We start from the raw sequence: 15,764 nt of genomic DNA, 5'->3' as shown, positions 1-15,764 counted from the left end.
ATCTACACTCCCTACATATATTTTTGTGATGTTAAGGTTCGTAAAATCTTATCTCGCATCAACCAACAAAAAGTCATGCTTATCCGTTGAGTTGATTGTGTAAAGAAATTGGACCTTCTTTTTTGGCTTCAATCTTACCCCTTTGTAACGAAAAGCCCATATATTTCGATTAGCCACAGACAGCAAATAATGTTCGCTAGATTTTCCAAGTGGCCTGCAGCGGTCAAACCAAGATTCAGAGTAAAAGTGGGGTTTGGAATTTCCAATTCCAAAAGGCTCAAGCCGTTTGAATTCTTCTATTAGTTTGTCTGGAAACTGATAGATCGGTAATTTGTTTTGGAAATACACCTTGGGAATAACTCGCTCTTGGTGCTCGGCGGCTAAGTGAATAGCCCTACGAAAACTATCAATTTTACTTGATGATATCGTTAGCCCAGCCGCCGCTTGATGTCCTCCAAATTGCTCCAAATAACCATTGCACAATTCCATTGCTTTTATGATAGAGAAGTCTGTACCCTGGACACTTCGGCAAGAACCTTTCCCGTTCTCATTAAGGACGATTGCTGGTTTTAAATATTTTTCCGATATCCGTGAAGCTAATAATCCAATAATACCTTCATGGAAAGGGCCTTGAATGACAACGACATTATATTCTTCCAAGTGATGATCCTGAATAATGACTTCGGCTAATTCGAATTGTTCTTCGGTCATCCTTTTTCTTTGTGCATTGATGTGTATTAATTCAAGCAATTCTTCTGTTGAAAGGTCCCCGTTACACAAATAACGAGTGGATACATTTGGATCAGCAATCCGCCCGCATGCATTGAGTAAAGGACCAAATCCGAATCCAATGGTAGAACTGGTTACATATTTGTCAGGTAATTTTTTAAGAATCTTTTTGAAGATAGGTTTTGGTTGTTGATTTAATACTTTAAGTCCAAGCGCAACAATGGTACGATTTTCGCCAACGAGCGGCATCATATCGGCAACCGTTCCAATAGCAGCAAAGTCGAGAAATCCAATTAAATGCCTCTTCCATCCATCCCCTTTACAAATAGTTATTAATAGAGCTTGTACTACCTTTAACGCAACTCCAACACCAGCCAAATGTCTAAAAGGATAATCTTGATCTTCTCGCTTTGGGTTAATAAAGGCATAACAATCTGGATAACCCCGCAAAATTTCATGGTGGTCTGTTACAATAACATCTATTCCCATTTCCTTCGCTTTTGCCATGGCATCATGTGCGCTTGTTCCATTATCAACCGTAATGATTAACGAAACTTCTCCTGGTTTTATTTTTTCAAGAGCAGACCGTTTTAACCCATATCCTTCCGACCGTAGGGGAATTTGAAAGTCAATATTCGCACCTATGGAAGCCAACGCGCGATACAATAATGCAGTCGATGTTTGGCCATCACAATCATAATCCCCGAAAATCACAATCTTCTCCTGAAATCTAACAGCATCAATTATTCGTTGAATGGCCCTTTTCATATCCCGTAACATAAAGGGATCATGAAGCTGTTCCATGGATGGGTTAAGATAATCTTGAATTTCCCTTAGTGTTTTATATCCTTGGGAGTAAAGATAGTTCATTAATATATGGTCCAAATGAAAACGTCGTGAAAAATAACGAATATAAAAGCGTTCGGGATTACTGCGATGGAAAATGTTTTGATATTGCCATTCCTTCAATTAATCATCTCCTTAGCATTGGATATAATTGACCGCTTTCTCAAAAAATATTCATGTCTGGGTTACCTTTTAAAATTAGTAAGTATATGTGAGTGAAAATAAAAAATTTATATAACAGGATAATTATTTAAAATTGGGAAATAAATATAGCGAAAAAAATTGAGGATTTTTTATCCATGACTTAATCTTCAAGTTATAATATTGAAAAATATGGAAATTAAAAGAGGGGAATAATTATGTTAAAGTTAAAGATAGTGGAAAAATGGGCAATAAGAGAAAAAACAATGGATGTGGATAATACTACCGTAGCGCGGCTAGCCTTTAATTACCGTGATATCCAGGTATTTGATAACCTTGAGGCCGCCAAGAAAGAACATGATAATCTATTTTTATTTCGCATTTTTCAAATTCACAACTATGAATTGGCTTTGGATGAATGTTATTTAACGCTTGCGGAAGCGAAGGAGAAAATGGTAGAAATCGAAAATGAATCGATGGAGGAGGAGGAAGTATTCGAATATCTGGAGGAAATCGGTTATAACATTCGTTATGATGATGGTAGCTTTAATACTTATGTTGCTATCGAGATGGCTGTGAATGAGAGATTTCGATATCATGAAATACTAGATCGGTGGTTTAAGTAGATATGGAATTGAGTTAAACTAAGAAGTTTATTTTCTCTATTAAAATTAGAAGCCTGTTTGTAACGGGTTCGGATAGAAAACAATAAATAACAATGTAATTAGAGACACAATTTGCATATGAATTTGTGTCTCTTTTTTTGTTAATATATCACATTTATCTTATTTTCTTTTTCTACTAACGATGGCGATTATCCACCAGGAATTAACGTTTTTTAGTCGAAGTTATTGTATTAAAAGGGCGTTTAGTTGAGAGTGTTTTATTACTGTTGTTCAACAATAGACCAGATTGTTGAACAACATGGTATAACATAAATAAAAATTGGAAGAGTTCTACTTAGTTATAGAAATCAATAGAAAATGTTACCTATTCATCCATATGATGGTAATATTATGAAATATAAAATGAAAAAGGGGCTACTGGGAGTGAAAAAGAGAACAATTAGATTGTTAAGTGTATCTATATTAAGCATTGCACTATTGAGTGCTTGTGGCGACAACAATAAAGAAACAGCCAAACAAATAGTAGGAGAACTACAGGAGAAACGCTACGGACTAGCAAGTGATATTTATGATGAAAGTAAAAAAGAACTTTCAGTGGAAGATAAAGAGGCTCTGGATAAAGAGATATCATTAGCGATAATTGATTATTTAGAAACCAGTTATAGTGAAATGGAGTCAGGCAACATTAACAAAGCAACGTTTTATAATTCACTATATAAAATTAACCAAATAGGAATCGAGAATAGCGATTTGCTCTCTACTCTTGATAAGTATAATAAAAACGATGAAGAAAAAACATCAACGCAAGTTGTCAATACAGTTCCACAGCAAGTTAATAATGGTCAGGAACAATTAAAAATAGCATTTGAAAATGATTTGGTAGAATTCAACACTCTCTATGGTGAACTAGTATCGGTTGCAAAGCCAGTAGTAAAGGGACTAGCAAATGATCCTACCAGTGTGGATGAAGCTTCTATTTATGCAATGATTGATAAGCTAGAGGAATTTGTAGCGTATATGAAAATGAGGCCAGATTTTTCTAGTATTGAAAAATACGAGCAAACAAATAAGTATATCTTAGAGATGGCTGGTAGCCTTATTACAGCCTATTCATTTATGTCCAGTAATATGGAAAGTAAAAATTATGATTTAGTGATAGAAGGAATAGGAAAATTTACGGAAGCAGAAGAATATCTTGAAAAAGCATCAGAAATGTATGAACTAGAATCACAAAAATAAAATGTACTATTAACACACAATATGTTAATTGGTATGATTTTATAAAAAGGAACAAAATAAACATTTTTTCTTCAACATTGGGTGCAATTCTTGAGTAGAATTGTACTTATCTTCTTTTAATGCCAAACGAGAGTTTGGGTTCGTTTAGGCTTTTTTATATTGGCCTGTCTACTATTTTATCTGTCTATTAAACCACTGCTTTAAAAAAATTAACCAACAACTATTGGTTTGTTTGTTTCTATAGGAAATAGTGATACAATTAAGGGATATTTTAACAATTGGTGGTGGTTTTTATGTCATTATTTGGACTAATGTTTAGCAATAAAAAAGTCCGTAACGCTATTCAAGAAAAGGTTGAGGAAGTTGCCTATAATGTTAACCCTAATGTTGGAGATCTTGTAAATAAAGGTAACAAAATTCACAATAAAGCTATCGAAACTCAAGAACGCTTTGGCCAAACTTTACGCAATGGATTAGATAGTAAAGGGCTAGCTCCTTATTTACGCCGTTATTTAGGAAAAGATGCTGATGATTTACAGATAGGTGATCATCTATGGGTACAACGGTTTCAATATACACATCACGGTATCTATTATGGGGATGGTCAAGTAATACACTATTTAATCGAAGGTGTCACTGTTGATTCATTGGAAACCTTTGCCGATGGAAGTATTGTTCGCAGAAAGAATGCTTATCAAAGCCCAACGAATTATAGTCCTAATGAAATCATAACACGTGCGCAGTCAAGACTAGGAGAATACTCTTATAATTTAGTATTTAACAATTGTGAACATTTTTGCCGTTGGTGTAGGAAGGGTGACTAATTAAGATAATGAAATTTAGAAATTTTTTTGCAATTGTAGGAAGATTTATTAAATAGTTAAATAGTTGCTGATGAAGCAGTGTACTTAAACAAACAGCTGCTAAAGTGCAAAAGGGCCTATAAAGCATATAAAATAAACTTAATAAAGGTTCCCAAATGAAAGTTAGGGAACACACCAAAAAGCCATGAACGTTGTGAAAACATCGTTTCTTGGCTTTTCCTTTGAATATTGTTTTTACAGCTCTTTTATGCAAAGGTATATTCTTTCGTATCTTTCAAATTCACTATAATGAACTTGTTTTGGATGAATGTTATTTAACACTATATATTGTGTATGGAAAATAATAACAAGAACTCGTTATCTTCTGGTATGATTCAAGTATGATGACGAGGAGGAACAAAATGAAAAAGATAATTAGTATTTTTGTCGCTTGTATAATTATTACATTAATGGGGTGTTCTGAAAATTCAAATGGACATGAAGGTGAAGCAAAAACACCGTCAGGTTCAAGTATACAAGAAGGTAGAGATTACCAAGAGGTTGTTAATGAGTTTGAGGAAAAAGGGTTCAAGAACATTAAAACAGAAAAGCTAGAAGATTTAATAACAGGTTGGTTGACAAAAGATGGTGAAGTTGAATCTGTTTCGGTTGATGGAGATAAAGACTATTCGCCTGATGAATGGTACTCTAACGACGTAGAAGTAATCATTACATATCACACACATCCTAAAGAAGAGAAAAGTGAGACCGAAACTGCTGAGGAAAATAGTTCTCAGACAGATGACCGATCAACCAATGATACATCTGATGAAAGCAATCAGGAAATATTAACGGTAGAAAACAATGAAGATTTTGCAGCTGTCTTAGCAGTGAAGAATGAAGCTGATCCAATCATCGGTGAATTTGCAAAAAAATATGCAGGTAGAACCATTGAATTTGATGGATATATCGCAAATATGATGGAACATGGGAATTATAAAACACGATATAACATTTTAATTTTAGAGGGTGATTATGGTGGAACAACATTTAGTGGACCTAATTTTCAGTTCGAGGATGTCAATGTTGTTTCTGATTTAAATCTTTTTGGTTCTAACATACCAGATACTATAGGTATGGGACAAAATCTTCATATTACCGCTGTAGTGGAAGAATACAATGAAAATTCTGGACTTTTCTTGCTTGAGCCAGTTTCTACTGAAATAAGATAATGGTTATTGAAGAATAATTGTATGAGTAGGGTTATCACAGTGCTCATATAAAGAAATAATATACAATATTGCATATTACAGAGATCTTGCATAGACAACTATTAATAGACGATTAAGCTTAACGTAACCGTTGCAATATTATCAAAATTAAAGTCTAAACAATATATATCAGATTGGAGAATCGGTACTATGAGCGAATGGGATTTCCTATGGGATTTAAATGGAAAAGAACTTGAGGATGCAATGACATCTGGTGGCACAGCTAATGATTGGGCTTATGTTGAAGAACAAGAGAGAAAAAAGCGAAAGGCAGAGTGGGAAAATCTTAAGTCCTTGAGAGATGGTGGATTAATTTCGAAAGAAGAGTTTAAAAAAAGAAAAGCGGCTTTATTTTCTAGTGATATTAACGTTTAAGCGGGATTTTAATTGAGTGGGCTATTTGATTAGCCATAAAGCGATATTTGTTGCATAGTTGGATAGTTTTCAATAGAAAAAGTTCTTCCACAAACGAGCACAATTCTTGAATAGAATTGTGCCTTTTTCAGCTATAGGGCCATATTGTTGGACAAATATCGATAATTAATAATTAAATGTATTTGAGTCTGGGGTTCCAAAATGATAGTGCTAATATTCTTTGTAAATGTAAAAATTTGTTGAAGTAATAGACTTTAATACTATAATATTATTAAGGTGAAATTACCTAAAATTAGAAAGAGATAATATAAAATAGCATTAAGAATACAAAACTATTTTGTAAAAAGGCGGATATTGACTTGGCAGATATAAAAAAAACTGGTTCATTTTTAGGTAAAGTAGCAGGAACAATAACAGGCGAACCAATGAAATTTCTAGGAAAGAAATTAAATAATGAGTACATACAAGAAATTGGAGAAGAAGTAAAAAATGCTTCAACAAATACAGGTACAATCTTAGGAGGTATCGCCGAAGGTACTTGGAATACAGCTTCAGGACTAATTAACAAAGATGAACATAAACGTGAAGAGGGAATAAGTGAATTAAAGGATACTACAATTAAAACTGCTAAAGGTGTGGGATATTCAATTAAGAATACATATACAAGTGGAAAAAATGTTGTTCAAGGAGTAGTTTACAATGATAAAGAACAATTGATTAATGGGGCAAAAGAAATCGGAAAGACAGTTGCTGTTGCAACAATTGCAGTAGGCGTATTAGATGCATTAGACATAGTAGAGCTTGATGGTGTAGATGACCATGTACAAGCTGATACAATTGATAATACTATGGTGGATAATGGCACCTCTCCTGCAAGTGGAATAGAAGGAACTACTGGAAATGTTGAGATTCATCATCTTGAAACACGTAATGACGTTTTAGTAGGGGAATACCATCCTATAACTGGTATCGAATTTGAATCAAAAGTTGTCACGCTTCCTTCTGGAGAAGCTGTTGAGGGTGTTTTTCCTATATTTGAAAGTGAGTATACTGCAACACTTCCCCAATCGTTTTATCTTGAAAGTGATGGGACACAATTTTACACTGCTAATGAACAATTAGCAGAAGCGATTAATCAAGATGCTGAACTTGCTAGAGTATTTACAGATGAACAACTCGCACAAATATTAGCAAATGAAACGCCTGAAGGTTATACATGGCATCATAGTGAAGTACCTGGAGAAATGGAACTGGTTGATGAAGAGATTCATGCTGAAACAGGTCATATAGGTGGAAGAGAAATTTGGGGCGGAGGTTCGGAATTTAGGTAAAAAAATTCCTTATAACTGATTATCGGACCGAAAATTATATTACCGCACAAAATTTAGTGGAGGTTTGAACTGATACATTATTCTTATTTTGTTTAACTACTATTGCATAGTACAACTATACTATCCAATAGACAGATATGATGTTCAATAATCGGGCGCTTTCCTGTAAAAAGGGAAGTGTCCTTCGTGCTTATAAAAGGAGTGGAAATAATGATAGATTTTGTATTTTCAGGGGCAATGTCTGCAATCAAGACTTATAATGGTGTGCAAGATAAAAAGGAAATTGTAAATAAATTAATTAAATTAGAAGCTGAACAGACACGCTTGTTTGATATGTTTGCAAATGAAATTAAGGCTATTCAGGATGGCCCGTTTTACGTAGGTTTAACATATTTAGAAGAAGCAAGAGAAGACCATCGCGATGCAAAGGATTCTAAAAGAATGTTAAAAGATGCTTTGCAAGAGTTCATTAAAGCATATGGTATACAACGTGCAAAAATAAGAAAGACAGCGTTTGATATTCATTTTATGGGATTTGTTCAATCGTATATTAGCATTACCTGGTTAATGCTAGATTCACCAAAGGATGCACAAAATTGGATTGAGAAATCAATTGTTGCATTGCAAGAAGGGCAACGTTTATTTAAGAATGATCTTGCTAATTTAAATCAAGAGATTTCCGCGATTCAGATAGAAAGTAACCGATATGATCGCAAAGTAAATGACTCGATGATTCATGCAGGGTTAGATTTCTTCTTTGGAAATGAATCGTTAGAGATGAAAAAACGAAAAATTCCAGAGTATAGAAATCTAGTATCTCGTTATTCGAGAGCGCAAACGGAAAGTAATAAATATATGCTCGAAATGCAAGATTTACAAAAGCAAATTAAAATTGAAACATTAAAATATGAAGAGTCCAAAAGTGAAATTACAAGCAGAATAACAGGGATAATTGGAACTATAACGGATAGTCCGAAATCGTTTAGTGAAAAATTATCAAAAGATGCAATTTTATCGAATTTAAATAGTGATAGTCCGAAAGGGTTAATTAATAGGTTTAAAAATAAAAGTTAATGATACTATTCAATAGAATAATGTGATGTTCAACAATTGGGCATGAGGAATTAATTAGTGATGTGCAAGGCAATGAAATTATTTAATTTATTCCATTGGCAGCTGATTACAAAACATATTTTTGAAAGTGTTAGATGAAAATTTGGAACTTTTTATCAAAAAGACAAGCAGTTGGGGGGCTACTTGTTAAAAAGGTTGTGAAGATCTCTACTTTGAATATGTTTGCCCTATAAGCATTATGTTAAAGTAAAATCATCAACAAACGGGGCTTTCCTTGAATAAGGGAAGTCCTTTTTCATTAAACGGGCCATATTGTGAAGTAACATTCGATAAGTAAATTGGATGTTTATGTTTAAATTTAGGTGAGTTGTACTAATGAGGTGATTTAGTAAAACTATAAAAATACCTAGTCAACAATAAATATATTCTGATATAGTTATACTATATAACTTGGTAGATATGGTATTTATATACTACCAAGGAATCCAATCCTTTATTTTTACCATTTTAATTTATAGTGGGGATGCAGTAAAAAGTGTGAGAATTCAAATTCAACTATACTATCTTTAAATAGTATTAGAAAAATTACGGCATCCCCCTAAGTTAATTTAAAGGAAATAACTATTGCAACAAGGAGAAAAGCGAATATGAAAAATGGAAAATTATTAGCTTCATTATTAACTGTATCCGCCCTAATGGTAGGATGCAATCAACAAGAAACTAAACAAGAAGAAAAAGTAGAGGAAATTCAAGATAGCGCCAATGAGGAAGTTTCTACAGAGGCAACACTAGAAGAAGAAACACAAATGAGGCTTGTTGAACAAGGATTTGAAATTGAGCAACTTCATACATTCGAAAATGAAGATGTTATTTTATTAGAATTAATTCGTGAAGGTGACACTTATTATGCAATGATGAATGGCGACTACGAATGGGTTTTAAAACCAACAAACGAAATAAAGGATATGGAGTACAACGATTACCACGCATTACCCGAGTATGATCTAGTTGTTTATGAAACAGAAAAAGCTTCCATCATTCAAGGAGGACTCATTGCATTGGCAATTCAGGATGAACGTCCAAGAGAAGATGATGGATTGTTATGGGGTTATATGAATACAGAAGGGGAATGGGTAATTGAACCTCAATACCGTTCTGTTCAACAATTCTCTGATGGTATTGCAATTGTTGAAACTATTGAAGAAGATCGTGATGATTTGCAAAACTCACGTATGATTGCAATTGATAAAGAAGGTAATGAGCTATTCGAGATTTCAAAGAGTGTTGAAGGTGAAGAAATTGATTCGGATTCTTCAATTAGTTTTGATGTCTTTAAAAATGGATATCTGAAAACGAGCAAAGGTGTTTTCAATAAAAAAGGCGAATTGTTCTCTCTTGATTTCATACCAGAATTCAATGAGGTAGAGGATGGTTTCTTCAATGGTTATGAAGTAATTAAAGATCAAGTTGTTACGGTTATTGATAGTAAAATCAAAGTATTTTCGCTTCAAGGGAATTTAGTAAAAGAGTTCTCTTATCCTTCAACTGAAGATGTGCAATATACAAATAATGAAATATCTAATTACGATTTAAAATTATATACGAATACAAAGCTTGCTGAATCTGGCAAGTTTGTTATTAGAAGTAAAATATTAAATTTAGATGGTAAGGTTGTATTCGAAAGTGATAGTATGCGGATTGAAGATGATATTATCATAACAAGAAGTTTTAAAGGTGAAGAAGCTGTTTGGAACTTCTACGACTTAGATGGAAACCCAATCACAAATGCTGCTAATAAAGTAGGCATCCAATTAGAAGAATCATTTTATAATGACGAACCTCATTGGGAAAAAGGGAACGAATATTATAAGTTAATCTCTCCTAAAGGTGAAGAATTGATTGGTGAAGACCGAAAAGTTAGTACCGTACTGAGAGTTGGAGATCAAATTATTTGGGGTGGCGTGACAGACCCATCAACTTTAGAGGAAATTGATGTATTAATAAATACAAATACTTTAGAATTTATTAAAGAAGTCGATTTGTAAATTATAATAGGAGATAGTCTTCGGACTGTCTCTTTTATACGTAAATAATATTATTGATAGAAAATATCCAGAATGGTGAAAATGATTATTCTTACAATTTTTAACAAAGTCTAATACACTAGATTATAATTCGTCGCTTGCTAATTTCTCCGCTTTTAGCAACCTACATCATATCGACTAATTGACCATGTTTCAGCACTTTTAACAATTGATTTTTTATATTACGCTTCAGTAAATGCGAATGTTCCTACTTTATATTAATTATAGAACGATCTTTCGTTCGCGTTTTAACAATAGAAATAATACCTTTTATTGTTCATTCTAGAAGAACTTATTTATTAAATAATTTTACCTACAAACGTACACAGTATTGGCGGTAATGAAAGTCTATATAATTAGATATTTTTTCCTTTAAATATTGCTCTAGACACTAAATAGATTTATAATCTCTCTGGAGGTGTTTTGAATTTTATGAAGAAAAAGGTATTTTTAGCTCTTTTTATAATGCTTTTAACAGTGAGTGTCACTGCAATAGCAGCAACAAACATAACTTTAATTGTTAATGGAAAACAAGTTACTACAGCGAGTCCGAAAGTAGAAAACGGGACAACTTATGTACCTTTAAGAGCTGTTTCTGAAACATTAGGTGCAACTGTAAATTGGAATCAAAAAACTAAAACAGTTTCAATTTCACAAGCAGATCAAGTTTCATTAATTGGTACTTGGGAAGGTGTCTACACAGCTTCACAAGGTGAAACAAAAGCAACATTAGAATTCTCAAAGGATACGGTTGCAATCAAATTTGGACCAACTGAAACGAATACAAAGGTTCCAACTGGAGAAATTGTGGCTCTTTACGAGTATGACACGGTTACCAAAGGTATTAAAATTGAAGGTGTTAAATGGGTAACACAACCTTCTAATTATTCATTCGTAGATTTCAATGGCGCAATTTCAGGTAACCGCATGACGGGTGCAGTTATTTCGACTTCTAACGATTATATAGGAGATTTCTCCTTTGTAAAAAAATAAAAATCTCACTTTAAAAGTTTGATAGGGATTAAAAGGTACCTCATATGATAGACAAATTCAATAGTCTATCCTTATGGGGTACTTTTTTAAGGTTAAAGATTACACATTAAACTGCTGCATCAACTTACCGTAGAATTTCTAATAATAAAGGTAAGGCCTAAGTATGATATAGCCCATCTTTCGGGTTAATTTAATAATTCCCGAAAAAATGAGTGTTATTTCTAAGGAAAGAGTAAACAGTAAATAATACTGAAAAACGCTCAGATTAAACTAGTGAGCGTTTTTGCTTGCCATTTACATTGCCAATTTACTGTTAAAATGTATGTTAATTGGGTTGTTATTACATTGCTTTTAGGTTTTTTCTACCCATTAACCGAACCAGTTAGCCTGTGTGGCTCTTTTTTTCTGGGGCAAAAAGAAAACTTTAATTGAGGTTTAACAGGTCACGATCATAACGAGTGTTACAGTTATAACGATCATAACAATCACAGAATTAGCAATTAACTCTACAACTGTAGAAGTTGACTTTGAAGATGCAATCGAAGATATCAACACAATCGGATTTGCAATCGAAGGTTTAACTGTAACTAACGCTGTAGTAAAACAAACTGACTCTTCTGTAGCTGTATTAACTACATCTGCTCAAGAAGGCGGTAAAGAATACACAGTAACAAACGCTGGTACTAAACTTGGTACATTTGCAGGAGTATCTTCAGTATTACCAACTGCTGTTAGCACAACTGTTGCTTCTCAACAAGGTGTAATCGGTAAAGAAGTAACTGTATCTGCATCAGTAACAGTTGCTGAGGGTCAATCAAAAGCAGGTATCCCTGTAACTTTCAACATTACTAATGACACTAAAAACAACGAAACGATCGAAGTAGAAGCGTTCACTAATGCAGAAGGTATTGCTTCATACTCTTATACTCGTTACTATGATGGAACTGATTCAGTAGCAGCATACGCTACAGACAAAGCAAGTGTTAAGGATTCAGCTAAAGTTTACTGGTCTGACGAAGCACTTTTAACTATCAAATCAGATACAGAAAAATCTGAGTTAGATAACGCAGATTCAGTTGAATACACTGTAAACACAACAGAAGATGTTGATTATGTTTTCGTAGCATTTAAAGAAAACTTAAATGTTGATATCGAAGATGTTGCTGACGATGCTTATGTAACAGATGCTATCGGATTCAGCAGTGATGATGTTGAAATTGATTTAGACGTAGAAGAAGATTATGATGAAATTGATGCTGCTATCGGATCTAACGGTCTTGATGGAGAAAATCTATTCCCATACCTAGAAGATTCAAATGACTATCAATTAGTTATCGTTGAACTTGATTCTAAAGGTGAAGGTACTTTCACTGTAACTGGTGAAAATGCTGATAAAGTAACACCAATTGCATACCTTCCAAATACAGATTCAGGTGTATGGACAAAAACAGCATTACAAGCAGTAGCAGGAACTATCTCATTTGATAACGAGCAAGATATGAACTTATCAGTGGAAACAGATGGTGTTGAAAGAGCAGCTGCAGTAGATGGTTTAAATAGCATTGCTGCAATTGAAGCTAGATATGATGGTACTGAATATAACCTTGGTGGTCGTTCGTATTCTGCGAAATTAATCGACGAAGATAAAGACGCAGTAGATGATACTAAGGTATCTGTAGTAGTACCAAAAGATAAATTAAGCAAAGGTTCTGATAAAGAAGTTTGGTTAATCGACGAAAATGCTGACACAGATGATAAAAATGTATATCTAGTTGAAGCAGATAAAGAAATCGAATTAGAAACTAACAACAGTGGTGAAGTTAACTTCCGCTTAGTTGGTGAAGAATCTGCATTTGCAACACCTACAGTTTACTACGATAATGGTGATGACAAAGGCGAATTAGATACAGATGATTTACAAGATACTGGTGAACGCGTTGTCTTTGATGATGCTGAATTCGGAGCTTCTAAGGCATATATTAAAGATGCAAACGGTAATACAGTAACTTCATTACCAGCTGGTAAAACAGGTACAGTATACTATACATCTGTAGATCAAAACGGTAATCCATATGTAGATGGTTCAGTTGCAGGTAAAGAAGCATCATTTATTATCAAAGCTGAAAAAGGTTCTGTAAAAGTTGGTAACACAACTGTTGGAGTTGATGATTCTGAAACATTCAAACCAACATTCAACGAAGCTGGAGTAGCTAGTGTCAAAATTACGGCTGAAGATGATGCAGAAGTATCAATTAAACTTTCATCTAAGGACCCTAAAATTGCTTCAAAATCACTTTCTCTAGAATTCGATGGTAGTCTATTAACTGTACCAGATTCTCATACTGACTGGTTAACAGCATCTGGTCACATTGATACAGATGAAAATACTATCACTTTTGCTGGATATCGTGAGATTGAGTACTCAACTTCAAATATCAAAGATGAAAGAAGCGGATCTTTAGAGCCACTTACATCTTCTCAGTTTGAATCATTAATTACTACTGGTTTAGCTGGTACAACTGATTATAAAATTAAAGCAGTGAAAAATGAAGATGGTAAGTATACTCTTACTATTAAAGATGAAGATACAAATGGAATCGATGTAGCTGATCCAGTAGTTACACCTCCAGCAAGCAATACTGCACCAGTTGCTAAAACTGGTTTAGATACAAATGTTACTGCTACTTCTGCTACTAATGAATTAGTTTTAACAGCTAATCAACTAGCAACTGATGTAGATGCATTAGATACACTTACTATTAAAGGTGCTATTTCATCTAATACAACTGTTGCAACTGTTGCAGCTACAACTACTGGTATCACAGTTGATGCAAAAGCAACTGGTTCTTCTACAATTACTGTTGTAGTAACTGATGGAAAAGAAGATATCAATGTAACATTTAAAGTTGATGTTTCTACTGGTGCGGTTTCTGCTGTATCACAAACTGTTGCATATGTGCCTACATCAGATGCAACATCTGCAAAATATACTAGTGGAGCAATTACTTCAACACTTGCTGGTACTGCTGAAATAGTACTTGATATCGATGATGCATATACAACTCCAGTAGGCGAAACTATCTCATTAGCGGGATTATCAACTGCACAACAAGTAGCAGATGCAATTAATGCTGAATTCCCTGGTGTAGCAACAGTTTCTGGAGATCAAGTTGTTTTAACTAGTACAACTGATGGTATCTCATCTGAAATCGACATTACTTCTGTTACTGCTGCTCCATTTGTAGTAACTACAGTAAATGGTGTAAACGCTGTTACTACTGCAACAAAAGCACAATTCGCTTTCACTGTTGTTGCTTCTCCTGTTGTAGGTGAGGAAATTCAAATTGGTAATGAAACATTTACAGTAGTTTCTGGAACACCTGCAAATGATTTCGAAGTTCAATACGATGCTACTCCAGCAACATTTGCAACTAACTTGAAAAATGCAATCGCTGCAGATAGTACAGTATACAACGCTACAGTTTCAACAGCTACTATTACTTTAGAGCAACGTACAGCTTCTGCTGATTCAGCTCCAGTAGTAAAAGTTACAAAATAATATAATATTAAATATTGGGATAGTTATATCTATTAATATTTATAAACTCTGTTGAGAGAAATCTCTTCAGAGTTTTTTTGTCCTCTTTAAATACTTAATTTATGAAAAATGGTTTTTTCCACTAATTCCTTGATGTGTTCGGTCTCTGTTATAGTATTAGAGGATGTATTTGAGAAGCTGTCCCCTTCAAAAACTAAAATTCTAGTTGAATCACTTTATTTTTCATAGGGGGGCTCATTTTTTATACGATAATATGTAATTAGGTTGGACTATATGAAAAGAAAATAACTGTGGGAAATTGATAGGAGTTATAAAAGTGCATGACAAATAAGCCTTTCATTGAAGGCTTTTTAAAAAGTAATGAGGCTTTTATGCTTCTTTTTTGTATGTATGATAAAGACCATTCAACATAGGTGTTTTTCTAGTTTTGTTTCTGTTATGCTTGTCGGGCAAGGGTACTTTACCTTTAATGCCTTGATGTGTTCGATTCGTGTTGTAATAATCGTTTATGTATTCGTGAAGTATTTTACGTAAGTATAATTGGTTCAATAGAATGATGTAATCTAATAGTTCCCTCTTAATTGTACGAATGACTCTTTCTACATTTGGATTTTGCGATGTTGAACGATAAGCTGTTTTCTTAGAAGTGATTTCTGGAGATGATAAGAACATTTGAAATGCTTTAGATTGGAA

Annotated in this window: 12 protein-coding genes; 10 read left to right on the top strand and 2 right to left on the bottom strand. The window is 33.7% G+C overall.

Annotated elements, in window-relative coordinates:
- Window positions 1–48: 48 nt before the first annotated feature.
- Window positions 49–1,698 (bottom strand): single-stranded-DNA-specific exonuclease RecJ, encoded by a 1,650-nt coding sequence (gene recJ / locus ACFQU5_RS07285; RefSeq protein WP_390286231.1) that lies wholly within the window; start codon window positions 1,696–1,698, stop codon window positions 49–51.
- A gap of 236 nt (window positions 1,699–1,934) precedes the next feature.
- Between recJ and ACFQU5_RS07280 the strand changes: the two genes are divergently transcribed.
- The 10 genes from ACFQU5_RS07280 (at window position 1,935) to ACFQU5_RS07235 (ending at window position 15,071) form a co-directional block, all read left to right on the top strand.
- On the top strand, window positions 1,935–2,342 hold the full coding sequence (locus tag ACFQU5_RS07280) for a hypothetical protein (protein ID WP_390286229.1): 408 nt from the start codon (window positions 1,935–1,937) through the stop codon (window positions 2,340–2,342).
- 390 nt (window positions 2,343–2,732) lie between these two features.
- Complete coding sequence (locus ACFQU5_RS07275; protein ID WP_390286227.1) at window positions 2,733–3,581, top strand: hypothetical protein; 849 nt, start codon at window positions 2,733–2,735, stop codon at window positions 3,579–3,581.
- 293 nt (window positions 3,582–3,874) lie between these two features.
- Window positions 3,875–4,405 (top strand): lecithin retinol acyltransferase family protein, encoded by a 531-nt coding sequence (locus tag ACFQU5_RS07270; protein ID WP_390286225.1) that lies wholly within the window; start codon window positions 3,875–3,877, stop codon window positions 4,403–4,405.
- Between the two features lie 401 nt (window positions 4,406–4,806).
- Entirely contained in the window at window positions 4,807–5,616 is an 810-nt protein-coding gene (locus ACFQU5_RS07265; protein ID WP_390286223.1) for a DUF4839 domain-containing protein, read from the top strand.
- A gap of 189 nt (window positions 5,617–5,805) precedes the next feature.
- On the top strand, window positions 5,806–6,030 hold the full coding sequence (locus ACFQU5_RS07260; RefSeq protein ID WP_390286221.1) for an SHOCT domain-containing protein: 225 nt from the start codon (window positions 5,806–5,808) through the stop codon (window positions 6,028–6,030).
- A 359-nt stretch (window positions 6,031–6,389) separates the two neighbouring features.
- Window positions 6,390–7,361, top strand: coding sequence for an HNH endonuclease (locus tag ACFQU5_RS07255; RefSeq protein WP_390286219.1), 972 nt, complete (start codon window positions 6,390–6,392; stop codon window positions 7,359–7,361).
- A 210-nt stretch (window positions 7,362–7,571) separates the two neighbouring features.
- A complete protein-coding gene (locus ACFQU5_RS07250; protein WP_390286217.1) occupies window positions 7,572–8,435 on the top strand; it encodes a hypothetical protein in 864 nt (287 codons plus the stop codon).
- Window positions 8,436–9,082: 647 nt separating this feature from the next.
- On the top strand, window positions 9,083–10,480 hold the full coding sequence (locus ACFQU5_RS07245; protein ID WP_390286215.1) for a WG repeat-containing protein: 1,398 nt from the start codon (window positions 9,083–9,085) through the stop codon (window positions 10,478–10,480).
- Between the two features lie 471 nt (window positions 10,481–10,951).
- Entirely contained in the window at window positions 10,952–11,512 is a 561-nt protein-coding gene (locus ACFQU5_RS07240) for a copper amine oxidase N-terminal domain-containing protein (protein WP_390286213.1), read from the top strand.
- Between the two features lie 1,498 nt (window positions 11,513–13,010).
- Window positions 13,011–15,071, top strand: coding sequence for a hypothetical protein (locus ACFQU5_RS07235; protein WP_390286211.1), 2,061 nt, complete (start codon window positions 13,011–13,013; stop codon window positions 15,069–15,071).
- Window positions 15,072–15,440: 369 nt separating this feature from the next.
- Here the strand turns inward: ACFQU5_RS07235 and ACFQU5_RS07230 are convergent, their stop codons facing one another.
- Entirely contained in the window at window positions 15,441–15,743 is a 303-nt protein-coding gene (locus tag ACFQU5_RS07230) for an integrase core domain-containing protein (protein WP_390286209.1), read from the bottom strand.
- Window positions 15,744–15,764 lie beyond the last annotated feature (21 nt).

The organism is Ureibacillus sp. GCM10028918 (assembly GCF_042666115.1).
Taxonomy (GTDB): domain Bacteria; phylum Bacillota; class Bacilli; order Bacillales_A; family Planococcaceae; genus Ureibacillus.
This window is presented reverse-complemented; position numbering and strand designations above follow the sequence as displayed.

Bases quoted from the DNA above. Each gene is read 5' to 3' on its own strand.
- ACFQU5_RS07280 (WP_390286229.1), top strand. From the start codon at position 1,935: ATGTTAAAGTTAAAGATAGTGGAAAAATGGGCAATAAGAGAAAAAACA.
- ACFQU5_RS07275 (WP_390286227.1), top strand. From the start codon at position 2,733: ATGAAATATAAAATGAAAAAGGGGCTACTGGGAGTGAAAAAGAGAACA.
- ACFQU5_RS07270 (WP_390286225.1), top strand. From the start codon at position 3,875: ATGTCATTATTTGGACTAATGTTTAGCAATAAAAAAGTCCGTAACGCT.
- ACFQU5_RS07265 (WP_390286223.1), top strand. From the start codon at position 4,807: ATGAAAAAGATAATTAGTATTTTTGTCGCTTGTATAATTATTACATTA.
- ACFQU5_RS07260 (WP_390286221.1), top strand. From the start codon at position 5,806: ATGAGCGAATGGGATTTCCTATGGGATTTAAATGGAAAAGAACTTGAG.
- ACFQU5_RS07250 (WP_390286217.1), top strand. From the start codon at position 7,572: ATGATAGATTTTGTATTTTCAGGGGCAATGTCTGCAATCAAGACTTAT.
- ACFQU5_RS07245 (WP_390286215.1), top strand. From the start codon at position 9,083: ATGAAAAATGGAAAATTATTAGCTTCATTATTAACTGTATCCGCCCTA.
- ACFQU5_RS07240 (WP_390286213.1), top strand. From the start codon at position 10,952: ATGAAGAAAAAGGTATTTTTAGCTCTTTTTATAATGCTTTTAACAGTG.
- ACFQU5_RS07235 (WP_390286211.1), top strand. From the start codon at position 13,011: ATGAACTTATCAGTGGAAACAGATGGTGTTGAAAGAGCAGCTGCAGTA.
- ACFQU5_RS07230 (WP_390286209.1), bottom strand. From the start codon at position 15,743: ATGTTCTTATCATCTCCAGAAATCACTTCTAAGAAAACAGCTTATCGT.